This window comes from Chitinophaga oryziterrae, from assembly GCF_009758125.1.
Lineage (GTDB): Bacteria > Bacteroidota > Bacteroidia > Chitinophagales > Chitinophagaceae > Chitinophaga > Chitinophaga oryziterrae.
This window is the reverse complement of record NZ_WRXO01000001.1, coordinates 1656960-1675197: the sequence shown is the minus strand read 5'-3', so window position 1 is coordinate 1675197 and position 18238 is coordinate 1656960. Positions and strand designations below refer to the sequence as shown.

Below are 18238 nucleotides of genomic sequence, written 5' to 3'. Positions count from 1 at the left end.
TAGCATGATGCGGATACTTCAAATAACAGACAAATGAGGTTTTATTCAAAAGCAAATACGATCAAATTAACCGTTCTGTTAGCTATAACCGTTTTGTTTATGGCTGGCAGGACGGTTGGCCAGGGGTTCACAGATGATGCTAAGATAGCTGCCGCATTCCTGCATTCCTTCGACTCCTTATCTGCAAAAGGCGGGAGCATCACTGCTGAAGATGTACAAAAAGCGCTGCTTACAGAACAGCATGGTGTAGCACTCGACCTGGCGAAGCCGGCTTCAAAGGAATTGACGGGGCATGAGTTATATGAAAAGACAAAAAGTGCTACAGTGATAACCGGGGTGGCTTATCTGTGCCCCAGGTGTGACAATGTACATTTGAGCGAATCTACAGGTTATGTGATCGATCCGAAAGGGATTATTGTCACCAACTACCATGTTACGGCTACGTATGCATTTATGAAAGACGGTAATAAACCCAAAGGGTTTGTAGTCCGCATGGCAAATGGACGTACATATGCAGTCAGGGCTGTCCTTGCATCATCTAAGAAAAACGACCTGGCTGTACTTCAGTTAGATACCCATGGCGATGTGTTACCAGCTCTTTCCCTTGCAGATTCAGCTCAGATTGGTGATAAGATCTGTATACTTGGTCATCCGAAAGGGATTCACTTTTTCTTCTCACAGGGAAATGTGAATAATAAGTATATGGAAGAAGTGGGGGAAGGCGATAATAAGTTTTTCCGGGAAATGATGTCTGTATCAGCTGACTATGCCACCGGTTCCAGTGGAGGTCCGGTAATTGATATTTACGGCAATGTGGTGGGCACAGTGGCCAATACGCGTATGTTCCTGCATAGTGATATGAATGCAGGTGTGCAGATGGTGTTGAAAAATACGGTACCTGTCGAGTCACTCTGGAAGCTGATCCGGAAATAGTTGTCAACATCTTTTATGAAATAACAGCCTTCAGATCGAAAGATCCGGAGGCTGTTTGATCTGTGGGAATAAATTAATTGCTGTTTATTGTATTCTCCTTTTTTCGCTTCCAGCTGGGTAGTTAGATCATAGATGATTACAGAGATCGGTTTGCGGCTGCTGTCAGTTATGCTCAGGATATTAACAATGATCCGGTTAAGAAGGCGGCATACCCGGTACCCAAAGGGAAAACCGTTTATCAGACTGCTCTTAAAGACTATCTAAAGGCACATTAAAGGCAACAAAAGAGCAATATCCTCTTTATAGAGTATTCTGTTTACGGGCATGTCGTACATTTTGCATATTTTCGTGGTAATTTGTTGAACCTGAAACAGATTCCTTATACACAATAACATTATTTATGACCACAAAAGAATCTTTCATCACACACGGAGAAAACCTGGTTAAGAGGGTAAAAGAGCTGATTGCAGAAGGTAACGTCAGGAAAATCACTATTACGGATAAAGCCGGGAAAGAGATCATGTCCTTCCCTTTAACTTTTGGCGTAGTAGGAGCATTATTAGCCCCTGTCTTTGCAGCTATAGGCGCTGCGGCGGCTTTACTCGGAGAATGTACGATCACTGTGGAAAGAGATGAGGACGAGCCTAAAAAAGAAGCGTAAATTATCAGATTTGGCCGGTTGTTTACGGCCAAATCTTTAATGATAACAATCTTCCAGTTTCCGGGAGAATAAGTAATTGCGTAGCTGTCCGCCCCAGCGGAAGCCTGTTCCCAAAGGATCATATTCTTCTAACAGCTTTGTCAACGCTCCGGTTGTATCTTCTTTGTCCCAGTTACGCTGTAATTCGTTGATGTAAGACCAGGTAGTCAGTGGTTTTGCCCCTGCTTCTGCCATGCATTCTATTGCTTTCTGATGTTCTTCCAGAGAGGCACCACCGGAAGCATCCGTAATGACATATACTTCGTAACCCGCCTCCAGGGCTTTTAACACGGATAATTGCAGGCAGACTTCTGTCCATAATCCCGCCATCACTACTTTCTTCTTTCCACTTCTTTCTACCCATTCCGCCACAGACGGGTCTTCCATGGCATTCATGGTATTTCTGTCCAGCGGGACCTGTTCGGGGAACACCTGTGCGATGTCCCCGAGAAGGTCCTGTTGTTCCGCAAAGGCGGTCGTCAGTAATGCAGGAGAGCCGAATATCCTGCTGGCTTTAGAAAGGGCGATCACATGACTGATCACTGCAGCAGTAGCATGCGAACGTATAGTGAGCAACTGTAAATATTGGTAATCTATAAGTAACAGGGAATGATTTCCAGGGCTTAATGACAAATGCCTATCCATATGGTATACGTTTATAATTTTGTTTTAATCGCTTCAAAGTCAAAATTATAAAACGTATCCGGACCATAGTTGCATTAATCAGGGCATTGGTTGGACATATCAACTAATATCGGGGGGGGCTATTCACGTTAAATAACATGATCATACTATTTGTTTTCTATGAAATAATATCCGTAGTTTATTCTTTGCCTTTTCCAATGGCACTCTTTGTGCTTTAGTCAGGTTCTTCCCTGCCCTGTTGATATAGAAATTCAACATAGACATAGCAGACTGGAAAGGAGTCCCTTTCCTGCGCTTGCTCTTTTCCGCCGATCTTTTCAAAGAGGCCGCTATCCTCCGGGGGTCTTTGGATTTGAATATTTTAGCCTTCAGGTCCAGCGCGTCGCTTGTCTGCGTTACATGAGCTGACCATTTCTTTTTGCTTTTTGCAGTTGAGGTAGCCATATCATTGTGTTTTTCTTAAGTATCACAAACACTGTGCTATTTCTATAACACAGAATTGCCGTTTTATCACTTTCGTTTAATTATCCGGCAGAGTTCCTCTAACCTTGCAGTAATTATTTAAATCATGAAGGCACTTACTTTTATTCTATTGATGCTTATTACATTTTTTCCGGTACATGCACAGTGTTGTACAGATAGTATATATCCTGCATTACATGCTATTGTTCAGAATGACTATAAAGATGAAGTACGTGCGGCAGCGTTATGGGCTATCAGTAAGGCCGACCCTGCAGAAGCCATGATACTGGCACAGGCATGCGAGAAAGATTGTAAGCGTGAATTATCCAATGTGATATTTTGTATTTATACAACCAGTGGCGGAGATCCCCAATGGCCTTTTGTATATAGCTATTTCACCACTTCCAGAGAGCCCTTCTATTTAAGCGAGAAGCTGGGTGATATGGTGGGACATCTGAGGAACCCTGTGTATGTGCAACAGGGTATTGAAGCGCTTAAAAAACTGGGAGTAACCAGTAAGGAATACCAGGATAAGATAGCTGCGATCTTATTATTGATTAAAAGCAACAGGTTGTTATTGCATGATGCTATTTCTGCGGATGCAGCAGAGAAAGCGATTACTGCGCTTTAGGCCTCCAAGGTACTTCCTTGATGGTATCGCAAAATATAGTGCCTGGGGAAAACCGTTAAATGTCCGACCTGGCTCCGCCTGAATCACGTGCCGTTTCCCCTCTTTGTCAGTTAATGCTAACCGGGTGAATAACGGGGACGAACCCAGATGCTCATGTTCTTCCTTTATCGCCAACTTAACTTCTACTATATCTACATGCGCCATCGCGAAGCGATTATCGCCCTTAACAGATATTACTCTTACTTACTGAGATTACTCTCAAGAAGTCGGGTTCTGCGGGCTGTAAGGGAAAAGTTTCCAACCGAATCTTAAATAATCTTAATGAAATTCGGTTTCTTATGAAGAAACGATCTCTTTAATGAGATTTTGTTAATCATCCGGCGATGTAATAATTTTATGTAAAATACGTCCTAAAAGCCTTCACATTTAAATAATTTCTGGAATGAAGAATGAGATAGTAAAAGAAGAACAAATGTTACTGGACGAATTAAAGCGTCTTATTGAAAGTAGCAAGCAGAAGGTATTGGTGAAGGTAAATACAGAACTAGTACTTTTATATTGGAGTGTAGGCGCAAGATTAAATGAGCATGTTTTAGGTAATCAAAGGGCTGGATATGGCAAAGAAATAGTAAAGAGGTTGTCTCACAAACTAGTAGAAACCTTTGGCAAAGGATGGAATGATAAGACGTTATGGCATTGTCTCCGCTGTGCAGAGACTTTTTCTGAAGAACAGATTGTCTCCGCAGTGCAGAGACAATTAAGCTGGACACATATAAAAACTATTGCATACCTGAAAAATGAGCTGCAGCGTGAATTTTATTTAACAATGGCTACGAATGAACGATGGAGTAGTCGTCAATTACAGGAACGTATAAACTCTATGCTGTATGAGCGTACTGCTATTAGTAAGAAGCCAGAACTTGTAATTCAAAATGATCTTGAACTTTTACGGAACAGCAAAGAGATGACTACGGATCTTACATTTAAAGATCCTTATATTCTCGATTTTCTAGGATTACAAGATACATACAGTGAAAGAGATCTGGAGCAGAGTATTATATATCAACTGCAGTTATTCATTTTGGAGTTAGGTAATGATTTTGCTTTTCTGGCTCGGCAAAAAAGAATTTCCATAGATGATACTGATTATTATATTGATCTGTTATTTTATCATCGTAAACTTAGACGTTTAGTTGCAATAGATTTAAAACTTGGTAAGTTCGAGCATAGCCATAAAAGTCAAATGGAATTATATCTCCGCTGGCTAGCTAAATATGAGCAACAACCACATGAATTGTCGCCAATTGGGCTGATACTTTGTGCCGATAAGAATGATGAGTTAGTGGAATTATTAGAACTTGATGCAGCGGGTATACATGTTGCACAATATCTTCTTGAATTGCCTCCAAAAGAAGTATTGCAACAGAAATTACATTTGGCTATACATTTGGCTAAACAACGAATAGAGATGAAAAATATGGAGACGAATTAATAGTCATTTATACCGTTTGTAACGTACCTGGAGGATTTCCCATTTCATAACAAAGATAAATCGGTTTGGTATTTTCTTATTGATTGGACAAACCGGACTCAAACTGACTTTTATAATATTGCGGAGAAAAAAGATTTAGTGAAGGCTTTAAAGCTTGCGAACTATGAGTGACAATGTTCGAATCTGTTTGTAAATTTATTGAAAATCAATAATTTCATGATTAAAATATAACCCCAAATAAACGCTTGTTCTTAAAAGTATTACCGGGCAGGTAGCTGAAATAATGATAATTTTACGCATCTTTGGAATGCTAAAGAGTTTTGAGTCTACATATCTCATCCCATGATGGGTGTTGCCAGTACTGGCGCGGGGGCAAAATGATTTTTTAGCTTTTTTATTTTCTTCATTGTTGTACAAGTTCAACACGGTATCATATTTGGACCATAATGCATCAAAATAACGGCATTCCCCCGTTAACAATTTTCTCTGAACCACCCTCATCAAATAGTCTATTACACATAGTTCAGGCATCTCCTTACCCGGCGCGATTTCAAGCTTATATCTGAAGATTAATGTACAGCATTGCTTTTTAATGTATTAATACCGGATTAATTCTATACAACCGGTAAATTGTACCATTCAACAATATACATCAGTTGTACCTTTGCAAAAATAATTAACATGGAACAAAAATTGCCGTTACCGCCGTTCACGCTTGAAACTGCGATCAAGAAGGTTCAGCTGGCCGAAGATGCCTGGAATAGCCAGGACCCCGAACGTGTTTCGCTGGCTTATACCATCGATACGGAATGGCGTAACAGATCGGAGTTTGTGAATGGGCGGGAAGAAGTAGTCAAATTCTTAACAGGTAAATGGCAGAAGGAACTGGACTATAAACTAAAGAAAGAGCTGTGGGCATTTATGGACAACCGTATTGCGGTGAGATTTGAATATGAGTATCATAATAAGGAAGGGCAATGGTTCCGTGCTTATGGTAATGAAAACTGGGAGTTTGATGAGAATGGGCTGATGCGAAAAAGGTATGCGAGTATTAATGATCTGGCGATTAAAGAAGAAGACCGCCGTTTATAATATTGAAAAAGCCCCTGTTGTTGCAGGGGCTTTTGTCTTATAGTTTCTTTTCCTGGGGGACAAAATCCTTCATCACCGCATCTCTGATCAATACGGGCGGGAGTAAACCCTGAGAGAGGATAAAGTCGTGGAAACGTAATGCATTGAATTTCTTTCCCAGCGCCTGTTCTGTATCTTTCCTCAAATCGATCATTTTTGTGAAGCCATAGAAGTAGCTGTTTGCCTGTCCGGGTGCCTGGATGCTGTAGCGTTCCATTTCCTGCTGGGCCATCGCCTGTGATTGTACCACATCTTCCGTTAATACTTTTATGACGTCTTTCTGTGTGATCTTACCTGCCTGTAATTCCGGGTCCAGGAAGGCACGTGCAGCTCTTAACAGCAGGTAATCCAGGGATACCAGTTGTCCTTCCAGCGGCATGTAGGGACGCGTGATGTATTCGGAGTATAAGCCCCATCCTTCTGCGTTCGTTGAATTGAAAGCATATAAAGAGCGTGCCTGGGAAACGCCTTCCTCTACCATCTTATCGAATTGCAATTCATGACCCGGACGCGCTTCGTGCGCGATGATAGTCCAGGAAGCAGCATCGAAGGTGAAGTCGTCGTATTTGTTCGCCATTTTTTCTCCGGGAGGCGGAGGCATGTTCAATGGCAGTACGAATACCCCTCTCTGGCCGGTGTTATTCAGGAATGGTGGCGGTACCATATGCGGAGCCGGAGTACGTGCTGTTTCAGCAGCGGTAGCCAGGCGTATGATAGCAGGACGATCGGGCAAGGTCACCAGCTGATGATCGCGGATGATCCCTTCTATATCTTTTAAGTGTTGTTCGTAAAGAGGGATGATAGAGTCGCCGTGGACCTGGTCTTTCTTCAGTTCTTTTATTACCGAGCGGTAATCTGAAAACTTCCAGTTATGTTGTCTGGCTATCTTCTCAGCGATCGGCTTCATCTGGTTCTGTACGTCTGTGAAGGCTTTGTGTGCCATCAGGGCCAACTGTGCAGACGGGATGTCGACACCATATTGCTCCAGTTGCAGGGCGTATTCTTCAGGTACGAGCCTGAAATCCGCCCTTGCTTTGACAAGCACGTTTTCTTTTGTCCACTGGTCGTAGTCTTCCAGTTGCTTTTTAAGTACCGCGTAAGGCTCTTCCCAGCCTGTTAGCTGGTATTTCCTGCATAAGTCGGCTATCCCATCGATGATACTCGCGTTCCTCGATAAATCCACTTCCATTTGCTGTTTGGAAGGGTATACCATGTTTGCCCCCTTCTTCATCTGTAGTTCTACACGTTCTTTATAGATAGTGGTAAGGGGTTTTAATTTACCATCCAGACCCGCATATTTCCTGATACGTGCGACTGCTGCCGGCCTTCTTGCCACGGGAGTCTGATCATCCAGTAATGATTCCAGTCCGCCGTAAACGAATGAAGCCGCGTTCAGGAAAGGCACCTGCCTTTGCTGACTGAAGTCCTGTTGGCGGAAGCCCAGTTTCAAATGGGTGATGAGAATGTTGAGGTCCTGTTTTACCGCCATGTCCTTTTCTGTGGGGACCAGGGCAGCGTATTTTTTTGCCAGGGCTTCCTCGTCCTTTCTTTCCGCCAGTAAGTTGGCGAGCGTAGGGACAGTGATAAGCGTATCATAAGCAGCAAGGCCCTGGGAAGAACCATATTCAGGAGAATATTTCTTATCAAGATCGATCAGCTGTTGTGTGTACTGGTTGGATTTCACGATCCATGCTTTGTTCGGTGTCTGCGCATTGACAACCAGCGGGAATATGCATGAAAGCAGTATGAGTCTTTTGGTCATATTTACAGTGGGTTTAGGCTAATATATCACATTTTTCAATCCTTTTAAAGGTTAAAATTCAGATACCCCTATCATCTGCATCATAATCTTTATCTTTCAGATATGAATATCGAAACGCTAATTTTAAACAGAACAGGTGGTGCCTTTGCTGCTTACATCGCTACATCCTGTGCAACATTCACTGAGCTGTTATCATTGAAAGACAGTATCCTTCATCCTGATGAACATACATATTTCAATACGCTTGCTGCCCCTAAACGACAGCATAGTTATCTTCACGGGAGATATACCGCCAAGCAGGCAGCAGCAGCGTTCTGTCATGAGCCGGCCAAGATAAAAATAACAGCAGGTATTTTCCAGCAGCCTGTTTTAGAGATTCCCGGTGTGTCCAATGTTCAGGTGAGTCTTTCGCATACGGATAACTGGTGCGGGGTAGTCGTATTTCCGGAGGCACATCCTATGGGAATCGATGTGGAGATGATCACTCCTGAGATCCATGAAACCATTGACGGGATCATTACGGAAGGCGAAAGGCGGTTGTTACCGGCCTTACAGGAAGCAATTACACAACCTATGTTACCCGGTGCTGATCTGGCGCTTTTATGGACGATGAAAGAAGCGTTGTCTAAAACGCTCAGAACAGGTTTAATGACTCCTTTACAGGTATATGAGGTAAGTTATATCATTCATATAGATGGGTTGATAGAAGCCCATTTTACCAACTTTGGGCAGTATAAAGCATTGTCATGGCTTTCCGGCGATCATGCCTGGTCTATCGTATTACCGAAGAATAGTACACCCGATGCCGCTGTGCTGGCGAAAGTCCGTTTATGATCTGAAATATTATTGTTTGCGTAACGATCGCTAAACATTTAAAACAATCTGTTGTTATGATTGTATTAAACGCCAATACCATGAGCGCCATTTTTGGTATCATACATAAAAAGAAGAAGCCGGCAGAGCAGATCACCATTGACCGTATCACTACATCATTAGCACACAGGGCTACCGACGGGATGAATATATGGCAGGACGCACATGTTGTGATCGGGCATTGTAAACTGGCAATGGTAGCAGCAGAACGGCAGCAAAAGATGCCATTGGTGACCGGAGAACTTGTTATTTCAGCAGATATACGCATTGATAACAGGGAATATATTCTGAAACAGACCGGCACCACAAAGGAGCTGACGGATATTGTATTGTTGTGGCATGCTTATCTTAAATGGGGAGAACAATGTGTACAACACCTGGAAGGAGAATATGCCTTTTGTATATGGGATATCCCGGCACAAAAATGTTTTATCGCAACCGATCATATTGGTTTCAGGTCCTTATATTATTATGATTCTCCCGATATTTTTATTTTCTGCAGCGAGCAAAAAGGAGTGGCCGCTATAAAGCCCGCTCCTTATCAGTTTAATGAAATCAGCCTGATGGAATACTATTTCCGCCAGTCAGATCCCTCCGCAACTTATGATGCTGATATATTTGCCTTATGCGGTGGAAATACGCTGGTATTAAAAGACAATAATATCTCCATCAAAAAATACTGGTATCCCGCAGGAGGAAAATATAATTTCAGGAAGGATGAAGAATGGACAGCCTGTCTGAGGGAACTCGTATCTGATGCCGTGAGGAACAGGATGGTCACAGATAAGCCGGTAGGTATAACCTTAAGCGGCGGACTTGACTCTTCCGCCATTACATGTATCCTTTCAGGGTTGCTGGCACGCATGAATAAACCATTATATGCTTTTTCGTCTGTATTGCCTGATGACCATAGCAATGGAGAAGAGGATGAAAAGAAATATATTGATATCATTGGTAAACATTGCCCTAACCTGATACAGACCTATGTAACTGCAAAGGAATATGGGCCCTTTGATAATATTGTAACAGCCTTTGAAAATGATGAAACATTCCCGAATGTTTTTTATTACATGGACTATGCCATTCTTGAAGCAGCAAGGGATAAGCAGATAGGCATGCTTTATACGGGATATGGCGGAGATCATTGGATATCCTGGAAAGGGAATCCTGTTATTCACCGTATGATCAGTAAAGGCCATATCATTGATGCATGGAAACTGATGAAAAGTTTTTCGCAGACGGAAGGAAAGGGATTGGGGAAAATCATTGCAAGAGAGTACACGGTACATACTGCTTTATACAAAGCGCTTAAAAGGAAGAAAAAGGATACAATAAGCGCAGCAGGTACCTGGCTGCAGGAGAATTTTTTCAGCAAATATAAAGAGGCCCTTGATTTTAACAGCGTAAAGGATATTACTTCCTTTATGTGTAATAAGATCCGGAATGGCAGGACCGGCCTGTTCCCTGCAATGCTGGCCAAACGGAATGAAAGATATGGGATGCAATCTGCAGTACCTCTTTTTGATAAGCGTGTACTGGAATTCATGATGGATGTTCCGCCGCAATTATTTGTCCGGGGAGGGTATAAAAGAAGTCTGCTCAGGCATATGATGGAAGGAATGATGCCTCCGGAAATACTGTGGCGGTATGATAAAGGGATGTATTCACCGGACTACGTGTCCCGTACTACGAAACACAGCAGTTTTATTAAAGAAGTGGTAACGTCCGAAAAGTATGCTATCGGTTTTGAGCACTATTTATCCAGAGATGCCTATGTCAGTGATTATGCCGGGATGGACGTTCATGATATTATACGTGCCACCCAAGGAGTAATTGCCAGTACTGTACTTTCCGAATTACATACAAAAGGGTATAAATTTTCTAATTCTTCATCACACCAAAAATAAATTTTATGAAAAACAAACAATCTGTACATGTTATCACCCCGGGAAACGGAGGAGGAGGAACTGATTTCGGTTCTGAACTGGTTGATTAATGCTATTGCAGAAAGGGCCCCGCATTGTACGGGGCCCTTTCTATTATACAGATATCGTTTACTACTGGAAAGATGGAAAAATACCGGTGAGCGCGATGATGTAGTTGATACATACATACGGCATCATATTGTCATGTGGCTGCGTTCCTCCCGTCATGCTTAACGCATTAGGATCGAGTGTTACGTTTGGGCTGCTGGGGCCTGATGGCAGTGGCAATGTAGTATACAGTTTTACATCCGGATAAGGGGGTTGTACGGTGCTGTTATCACCGTTTGTCTGAGCCAGCAGATTATTGGTAGGATCACCGGTGGTAGCCGCTGTATCGGTTGCGATCAGCGAATGCGTATGGGTGGGCAGATTACTTTGCAAAAGTGTAACATTTTGTACTCCCCCGATCTCTCCAATAACATAACTTTGTCCTCCGGGAAGCTGACCCTGATTAAGCGGTATTCTAACGCGAAGGTCCGGTAGTCCGAAAGTGGTAACCCCATCACCACCATAAATAGTACCGATTAATGCAAAAAGTGCAGATTCCTGGCTGATGCTTAACAATGCACCGTTACAAAACGCCCAGCCAACAGGAGCATAATTGCCCGCAAAGATTCTTATTTCTCCAAGGAAATTATCCATATAAATTAATTAAACATTTTTGTGTAAATGATTTTACTGCCTGGAAGGAAAGATGCCGCTAGTTGCAATACAATAGTTCATCACAAGGAATGGCATCCTGTTCTCATGTGGCATGTTGCCACCGGAGGGTGTAATAGCAGGCGCAAGCGGAACAAGGGGGCTGCCTGCCGGCGCATACAGATTAACGGTAGCCTTGTTGTGAATCGCAACATTGGTAGGGGTATTGGAATTAGCGAAAAAATTCGTGGACGGGCTACCAAGATCGTATGAAATATTCGCCTGTACCAGGTGAGTATGAACAGGCATGTTGGTAATGTTCAGTGTTACACTCTCTGTACCTGCCATACTACCAATGGGATAGCTTGTTCCGTAAGAACTGACACCTTGTCCCAGCATAGCCCGTCCATTTAAATTAGGCAAGGCAAAAGTTACCCTGCCATCTCCGCCATAATATATACCCAGCAATGCAAACAATGCTGAATTCTGGCTGATAGGTAAAAGCTGTCCGCTGCATGCTAACCATCCCCGTGGAATATTACCAAAACTAAAGAGACGGATTTCTCCTAAATAATTCTCCATAAGATATAAATAAGATAAGGTTAAGAAAATACAGATATTACTGACGTGGCGGAAATATGCCCTCCACACAAATGGAATACGTTAATGCCAGATAAGGCGACATATTCGCGTGTGGTATACTCCCCCCGGCAGCCGATATTGACTGCGGATTCAGTGCTGTACCATTGTTCGCCGTATTCGAATAAACGACAATACCCTGGGAGAGGCCCGAAGAAAAGGCATTGGACAGATACACATTACTTCCCGGTTGTGCCGTAGCAAGTGTTGTCTGTTGCAGGCTGGAGCGCGTAACAGCCTGAATATTGTGATTATGGGCCGGCATCGTATTAACCGTCAGCGCTACTTCTGCACTGCCGCCACTGGCCCCCGGCACGTTAAAACCGGAAACGGCAGGATTAACACCTGTTAATACGACTCCGCGGAGATCAGGGACCTTAAAGTTCGTAGTTCCATTACCTCCGAATTGAATACCGATGATAGCAAAAAGGGCCTGGAAATTAGAGATGCTATAAGTACTCCCATCACATGCTAACCAGCCGCTGGGCGTAAAGTCAAATCCAAATGCTCTGATCTCGCCAATGAAACCATCTGCCATAAGTGTATGTTTTTGAAGTGAAGAATCAGGTTATAAATGAGGAATGAGTTCCTTGTATTAGTCCATAAGATAAGCTTGCGTTACGTGGATTTTTAAATGGTAATTAGTTAACAGCAAAGGCAAAAAAAAGTTTAAACAAATATATTCCCAGGATGATGTTGGGGCTTATTCCGGGCGCAGGCGGTGCTTCATGACGTCTGTCTGGCCGGAATAAGATAGAATAATTGCCTAGATTTACTTCTTTAGTAAACTTTCAGGGGAAATGAGGATTCAATTCTTAATGGTTTTGCTGGTGGTAACATCCGCAACCTATGGCCAATCGGAGATTCAAAAATGGGATGACTATACATTGGAATACCTGGAGGCGCATCGAACTCCGGGACAGACCAGAACGATGCTCTTTATTTCTAATACTAACGACTATGTGAACCTCGCGATTCCTGCGGGACTACTTGTTGCCGGTATTATCGATCATAACCCTGATATGCGTCAGAATGCCCTGTATGTGGCAAGTAGTACGGCGACGACTGCGTTGCTGAATATCCTTATTAAAAAGATCGTGAAACGACCCAGACCTTTTATTACGAATGCACACCTTACCGCTGTGTATCAACCCTCCTCCTATTCCTTTCCTTCGGGACATACGTCTGCGGCGGTCAGTTCTGCGACTGCCTTAATTCGTGCATATCCCAAGTGGTATGTGATCGTACCGTCTGTGTTGTGGTCCGGTGCTGTCGGTTATTCCCGCATGTATCTGGGGGTGCATAATCCTTCGGACGTGATAGCGGGGGCTGCGCTGGGCGCGGGAACTGCTTTCGGTTTGGGCTTTTTAAGGCCCTGATTTAGTAACGGAGACGCAACAACGGGATGCCTATTTTAAAAAGTTTTTTACAAAGATTTGGTAGTGATAAAATATTTCCTATCTTTGCACTCCCAATTACAAAAAGAGGGAATGATTCCGTAGCTCAGTTGGTAGAGCAATACACTTTTAATGTATGGGTCCTGGGTCCGAGTCCCAGCGGGATCACAAGTTATAAAAAGACTTTCGGTTTGAAAGTCTTTTTTTGTTATCTCCCTTATCCACTATCACTTTCCTATTTCAAAAAACACAGCCCTTTCGAAAATTTCGGCCAAATTCCCGCAAAAGGATGGCCGAAAAGGTGGCCCAGTTCCAAACCACAAAAAACTGGGCCACCCCGCGCCAGCACACACTTTACAGCAAATCAAAGGTCGATTTACATCACCTTTAATTTGTTATTACGATGCTTAACACGCAAGTTCTCCACATCAATTACAGACTGAGGGAAAGCAAAGTATCTAAAAAAACCGGTTGCGCACCCTTAGACTGCCGTCTAACCATTTCAGGGCAGGACATGGACATGTCCTCTGAATTAAAAATCCCATTCAAACATTGGGATCAGAAAAACAAAGAACTAAAACCCACCTGCCCAGACTACGAAAAACTACAGGCAAACATCCTCAATTTCACAAACAGGATTAACCTGTATTTCCAGATCCTGCAATTAGAACACGATTACATTACCCCGATAATGGTCAAAGAACTGTATCTCTCCAAAAAAGACATATCCAATGAAAAACCCCCAATCAAAACCGACAGCACAACCCTAATACAAGCAGCAGACGCATTAATCAAAGACTTTGAACTAAGAGTAAAGAAAAGAGCCGAAACCGGAGAAAAAAGCGAAGAAGGCGATTCCGAAGAAACCCTAAAACAATGGAAATCAACAAAACTAAAACTCATTGAATACCTGGCCTATGTAAAAACAAAAAAGATACCCAAGCTCGACCGAAGATACCGGCTCACCCCCGAACAAAGAGACGAATACCTCAACGAAAGCGAAAAGTACGACATCCCATTGACCACCGTCCGGCCAACATTCGAAACCCAATTTCGTACATACCTTACCGTAACCAGGGCCGGCGTACTGCAAGGATTAGCAGCAGATAAGCAATTGAAAAACACCAAGCAAATATTTACATACGCGGTCGCTAGAGAATGGCTAGACAGAAACCCTTTAGCAAGTTTCTCCTGTAAAACAAAGGAAAAAGACGTAATACCGCTAAGTTTTTTACAGATAGAAGCCCTTGAACAAAAAACAGGGTTAGTAGAACGATTAGAGCGGATACGCGACTGTTTTATCTTTATAATATACACCGGGTTTGCCTTTCAAGACATTGAAGAATTAACCGAAGATCACATCTATTGCGACCCCCTATCAGGCATCCTGTATATCTCCAAAGAAAGAGGTAAAACCAATATCGAAGAAATGGTTCCGATCCTGCCCCCCATCGCAAGGCTCCTGGCAAAATACAAGAACCATCCTTACTGTATACAGAAGAATGTACTCATGCCAGTGCCTTCAAACACCTGTTTCAATGCATATTTGAAAGAACTGTCCGTACTGTGTAATATACCCTTAAAACTAGAACTGCACACCCATCTAGGGAGGCATACCTTCGCCTTTATCATGTTGAGTTTTGGCGTACCATTAGAAATACTTAGCAAAATGATGGGACATAAAGACATACGCAGCACACAAAAGTATGTAAAGGTGAACATCCAGATGATTATAGACAAAGTATTACCCATCACCTCAAAAATGTTCGACGAGCTAGGACAACTCAATTTTTACCGAAAATACAGTTCACCAGAATACATTAACATGTATAAAAATTATACAGCCAAATTTAATGTGCTGACACCAGACCTACTACAACAACCAACAGCCGCAGTCCAACAACAAACCGCACTACAAACAGAGCTACACCCACAAGCAACACAACAACAACAAGCAGCCGCAGAACAACAAGCACTGCAACTTATGCAAGCCCTACAAGTATTGCAAGCTATACAGCAACAAGCCCTACAACAAGCACAGCTACAACTGCAACAACAAGCCGCCTAAAACCAACAAGGGAATGCAACACGCATTCCCTTTACAATCAAACCAATGCACCACAAAAAAATTGCTTACAACTTGTAAAAATCTTATATTCGTATTTACAGTTTTAAATCGATTAAACAATTAAAACTAACAAAATGACAACAGCAGAAAGAGAGAGACAAGCGGAGAGATTAACTGCTACCTACAACAACCTCAGACAAAGCAAATTTAAGAAAGGGCAACCCTTTCTGATCCTTTCTAAAAAACTTCCCGCAGGGCAGGCATATCTTGAACATGCCGACGGCAAAATTGAAATCATTTACACGACTACAAAGGACAATCAGCTTGTTCAAACCGTTGTAAGAGAATTAAACCCAGTGGAAGCATTTCGAGTAAGGGCAGAAAATGGATTACAGTAAACCCACCCTAATTTTAATCTCCGGGCCACCCGGAGCCGGAAAATCAACATTTGGCAAAACACTACTCCCCGACGCATTCGAAGGCATTAGCCCCTTCGATAGAGACGCTACTATGACCAAATATGAGCAAGAACTTATCGGCTCGTATGATGATCCAGACGAAATAGCGAATAGGGCATTCATCAAAATGGAACGCCAATTGATCGATGAAATGGCCACCGCCATACAGCACAAAGCACACTATGCGCTGGAAACCCCCTTACACTTTCCCGACTATTGGGAAGAATATATAAACCCATTTCTTAACAACGGTTACCAGATCCAGCTTTCCTATATATGCCTCGACAACCTGAGCGACTGCGAAGCCAGGGTACACCACCGCGCAAACACCGGAGGGCATTGGCTTCCCCTCGACACCATTGAAGAAGTCTATAAAAACAGCTTACCACTCCTAGAGGCCAATGCACATTTACTAACAGCCATTAACCTGTACGACGGAATGAAAACCCCTACCTTATTAGCCAATATCGAAAACGGCCTGGTCGTCCATGCAGAACCAGAAGCATTGACAAAGAACTGGATTACTCATGGCCTTCCCACACTTGCAGCAAAGATCAGCAAGCACCTGCCACCACCCAAAATAAGCAACCGGATTAAACTTTAATTCTTCCCATCCAAATACAATTGCACATCCCTTTTTATATCCATCACCGCCGTAGAGTGCAACTTCACCGGCATAGCCATGATATACCTGGCCATCCTGTCCGCATCCGCCACATCACCCAAAGCCCTGTACACAGAAAACAATCCAAACTTAGGAGCAAACTTAGAAGGAATATAAAAAGACAAAAACCTATACGCCCTTAATGCATTCACATCCTGACCATAACACCGGGCCAGCTCAAAATAATTCTCATAACCTGAATAATAAACCTTACTCAATTCCAGATAATTAACCGCCCTGTCCCTATGAGAATATTCTACCATCAAAATGCCCAGGCGCGTTAAAAATTTGCCATCAGAAGCTAAAACCGGATAAATATCACGCTCCACATGTTGCAATTCCCCTTCACTCAAATCATGCTTCAAACACAAAACATTAAACTCGTCCATCGCATACGCCCTAACACCAGACCTATAAACCGACAACAAGACCACCAAAGCCACCACCACATACAAAGGCCACCTCACCGCAAAAGCCATAACACGGAACGTATCTTTCCTAGGCCGGTACACCAACGAAAACAAAATCACCACAAACAAATACCCAACCGCCGTACAATGAAAGGTATAAAAACTAAAAGCAGAACAACAACAACCCAGCAAAAACACCTTCACATACAACAACCTCTTCCTACCGACAAAAGTAAAATCAGCACAAAACCCAGCCCCCAATAAAAGCAACAAAACCACCAGGCCAATCATCCCCGATTCACACCACACCTGCACATACTCATTAAAAGCAACCATCGTTTCCCCCGCAGATAAAAAATAAGCCGTAGGCACCCTGCCATGCGAAGCAAAATAATCAGACTGCCACAAAGGATACTGAAAAGCAAAAGAACCGAAACCATAACCAAACAAAGGAGACTGCTTAATCCAAGACCAGCACACTTCCCAAATCAATAAACGCCCCTGAGCAGAACGTAACTTCACCAGAAACAAAAAACGGAACAAAAAAAACACCACTCCCAAAAACACCAATACCACAAAAACAAACAACCCTTTAAACCGGCGATACCAGCTCAAAAACCGCTCCCCAAACAGCCCAAAAACCAACACCACATTTTCCAGTACAAAACATAAAATAGAAGTCCTCGACAAAGTTAAACACAACACCCCAGCAAGCACCAACACCACCACAGCACCCAGCAACCGCTTCCATATCCCCCCAAAACGGGCAAACCCCAAAAACAACAAAGGATAAGCCACCACCAAATAAACCGACAAAGCACCAGAGTTGCCAAAATACCCCACCACAGCCAAAGGATCAAAAGAACCAAAACGAACCTGAGTACACGCCTTCACCAACTGCAAAAGCGTAACCAAATTCACAAAATTGAAAAAGGCATCAAACTCCAAAATACTCAGATGAAATAAAAACACATAAGCAGCCACCAAAAAAGAAAACAAGCACAACACCTGTTCATGGCCCAAACTAAAAAAACCAACATCACAATAATAAGCCAAACACAACAAGCCAATCAACAAGACACACCCTATCTTAAAATCCGTAAAATTCACCCAGTCAAAAAAAACATTCATAGAAAAAAAGAACAAGAACACCACCAAGCACACCGGAACCAGCAGGTAATACCCCGTAACATCCAGTTCCAGGTTAGCAGAATACTTGTAACCAAAAACACAATAAGAAAACAGCAAACAATTAAACAACAAAGCCAAAAAACTCAGCACACGCTTATGAAAACCAAAGCACTTCACATACCGCTGTTGAACCCTAAAATCAGAAGCAGACATAACAA

Annotated in this window: 18 protein-coding genes and 1 tRNA gene; 12 read left to right on the top strand and 7 right to left on the bottom strand. The window is 42.8% G+C overall.

Annotated elements, in window-relative coordinates:
- The first annotated feature begins 99 nt into the window (after nt 1–99).
- Together GO495_RS06900 and GO495_RS06895 are read left to right on the top strand one after the other, a co-directional pair.
- Nucleotides 100–933, top strand: coding sequence for a S1 family peptidase (locus GO495_RS06900; RefSeq protein WP_157298934.1), 834 nt, complete (start codon nt 100–102; stop codon nt 931–933).
- Nucleotides 934–1333: 400 nt separating this feature from the next.
- Complete coding sequence (locus GO495_RS06895) at nt 1334–1594, top strand: DUF4342 domain-containing protein (RefSeq protein WP_157298933.1); 261 nt, start codon at nt 1334–1336, stop codon at nt 1592–1594.
- A 36-nt stretch (nt 1595–1630) separates the two neighbouring features.
- On the opposite strand, the gene GO495_RS06890 is transcribed toward GO495_RS06895, so the two are convergent.
- Both GO495_RS06890 and GO495_RS06885 read right to left on the bottom strand, forming a co-directional pair.
- Nucleotides 1631–2278 carry an isochorismatase family protein gene (locus GO495_RS06890; protein WP_157298931.1) on the bottom strand — a complete coding sequence of 216 codons (648 nt, stop codon included), beginning with the start codon at nt 2276–2278 and terminating at the stop codon, nt 1631–1633.
- 141 nt (nt 2279–2419) lie between these two features.
- On the bottom strand, nt 2420–2722 hold the full coding sequence (locus tag GO495_RS06885; RefSeq protein ID WP_157298930.1) for a DUF3175 domain-containing protein: 303 nt from the start codon (nt 2720–2722) through the stop codon (nt 2420–2422).
- Nucleotides 2723–2846: 124 nt separating this feature from the next.
- Here GO495_RS06885 and GO495_RS06880 point away from each other — a divergent pair, with 124 nt between their 5' ends.
- The 3 genes from GO495_RS06880 (at nt 2847) to GO495_RS06870 (ending at nt 5955) form a co-directional block, all read left to right on the top strand.
- Nucleotides 2847–3371: a hypothetical protein gene (locus GO495_RS06880; RefSeq protein WP_157298929.1), complete on the top strand. Its 525-nt coding sequence runs from the start codon at nt 2847–2849 to the stop codon at nt 3369–3371.
- A 442-nt stretch (nt 3372–3813) separates the two neighbouring features.
- Complete coding sequence (locus GO495_RS06875) at nt 3814–4863, top strand: PDDEXK nuclease domain-containing protein (RefSeq protein WP_157298927.1); 1050 nt, start codon at nt 3814–3816, stop codon at nt 4861–4863.
- A gap of 681 nt (nt 4864–5544) precedes the next feature.
- A complete protein-coding gene (locus GO495_RS06870) occupies nt 5545–5955 on the top strand; it encodes a nuclear transport factor 2 family protein (RefSeq protein WP_157298926.1) in 411 nt (136 codons plus the stop codon).
- A gap of 37 nt (nt 5956–5992) precedes the next feature.
- On the opposite strand, the gene GO495_RS06865 is transcribed toward GO495_RS06870, so the two are convergent.
- Nucleotides 5993–7756 (bottom strand): DUF885 domain-containing protein, encoded by a 1764-nt coding sequence (locus GO495_RS06865; RefSeq protein ID WP_157298925.1) that lies wholly within the window; start codon nt 7754–7756, stop codon nt 5993–5995.
- Between the two features lie 102 nt (nt 7757–7858).
- Between GO495_RS06865 and GO495_RS06860 the strand changes: the two genes are divergently transcribed.
- Both GO495_RS06860 and GO495_RS06855 read left to right on the top strand, forming a co-directional pair.
- A complete protein-coding gene (locus GO495_RS06860; protein ID WP_157298924.1) occupies nt 7859–8590 on the top strand; it encodes a 4'-phosphopantetheinyl transferase family protein in 732 nt (243 codons plus the stop codon).
- Between the two features lie 56 nt (nt 8591–8646).
- A complete protein-coding gene (locus GO495_RS06855) occupies nt 8647–10536 on the top strand; it encodes an asparagine synthase-related protein (protein WP_157298922.1) in 1890 nt (629 codons plus the stop codon).
- A gap of 150 nt (nt 10537–10686) precedes the next feature.
- Here GO495_RS06855 and GO495_RS06850 read toward each other — a convergent pair whose 3' ends face one another.
- The 3 genes from GO495_RS06850 to GO495_RS06840 are packed head-to-tail and all read right to left on the bottom strand — an operon-like array spanning nt 10687 to nt 12430.
- Complete coding sequence (locus GO495_RS06850) at nt 10687–11256, bottom strand: phage tail protein (RefSeq protein ID WP_157298921.1); 570 nt, start codon at nt 11254–11256, stop codon at nt 10687–10689.
- Between the two features lie 33 nt (nt 11257–11289).
- A complete protein-coding gene (locus GO495_RS06845) occupies nt 11290–11835 on the bottom strand; it encodes a phage tail protein (RefSeq protein ID WP_157298919.1) in 546 nt (181 codons plus the stop codon).
- A 37-nt stretch (nt 11836–11872) separates the two neighbouring features.
- Nucleotides 11873–12430: a phage tail protein gene (locus GO495_RS06840; protein ID WP_157298918.1), complete on the bottom strand. Its 558-nt coding sequence runs from the start codon at nt 12428–12430 to the stop codon at nt 11873–11875.
- Nucleotides 12431–12692: 262 nt separating this feature from the next.
- On the opposite strand from GO495_RS06840, the gene GO495_RS06835 reads away from it, so the two are divergent.
- The 5 genes from GO495_RS06835 to GO495_RS06815 all read left to right on the top strand — a co-directional run bounded on the left by GO495_RS06835 (nt 12693) and on the right by GO495_RS06815 (nt 16419).
- Nucleotides 12693–13271 (top strand): phosphatase PAP2 family protein, encoded by a 579-nt coding sequence (locus GO495_RS06835; RefSeq protein WP_157298916.1) that lies wholly within the window; start codon nt 12693–12695, stop codon nt 13269–13271.
- Nucleotides 13272–13384: 113 nt separating this feature from the next.
- A tRNA-Lys gene (locus GO495_RS06830) sits at nt 13385–13457 on the top strand.
- Nucleotides 13458–13692: 235 nt separating this feature from the next.
- Nucleotides 13693–15357, top strand: a complete 1665-nt coding sequence (locus tag GO495_RS06825) for a site-specific integrase (RefSeq protein ID WP_157298915.1) — start codon at nt 13693–13695, stop codon at nt 15355–15357.
- 134 nt (nt 15358–15491) lie between these two features.
- Nucleotides 15492–15755 (top strand): hypothetical protein, encoded by a 264-nt coding sequence (locus GO495_RS06820; RefSeq protein WP_157298914.1) that lies wholly within the window; start codon nt 15492–15494, stop codon nt 15753–15755.
- Nucleotides 15742–16419 (top strand): AAA family ATPase, encoded by a 678-nt coding sequence (locus tag GO495_RS06815; protein WP_157298913.1) that lies wholly within the window; start codon nt 15742–15744, stop codon nt 16417–16419. Before GO495_RS06820 ends, GO495_RS06815 begins: the two co-directional genes overlap by 14 nt.
- Here the strand turns inward: GO495_RS06815 and GO495_RS06810 are convergent.
- Nucleotides 16416–18233: an O-antigen ligase family protein gene (locus GO495_RS06810; RefSeq protein ID WP_157298912.1), complete on the bottom strand. Its 1818-nt coding sequence runs from the start codon at nt 18231–18233 to the stop codon at nt 16416–16418. The two genes, GO495_RS06815 and GO495_RS06810, sit on opposite strands and share 4 nt — an antisense overlap.
- Between the last annotated feature and the right edge of the window lie 5 nt (nt 18234–18238).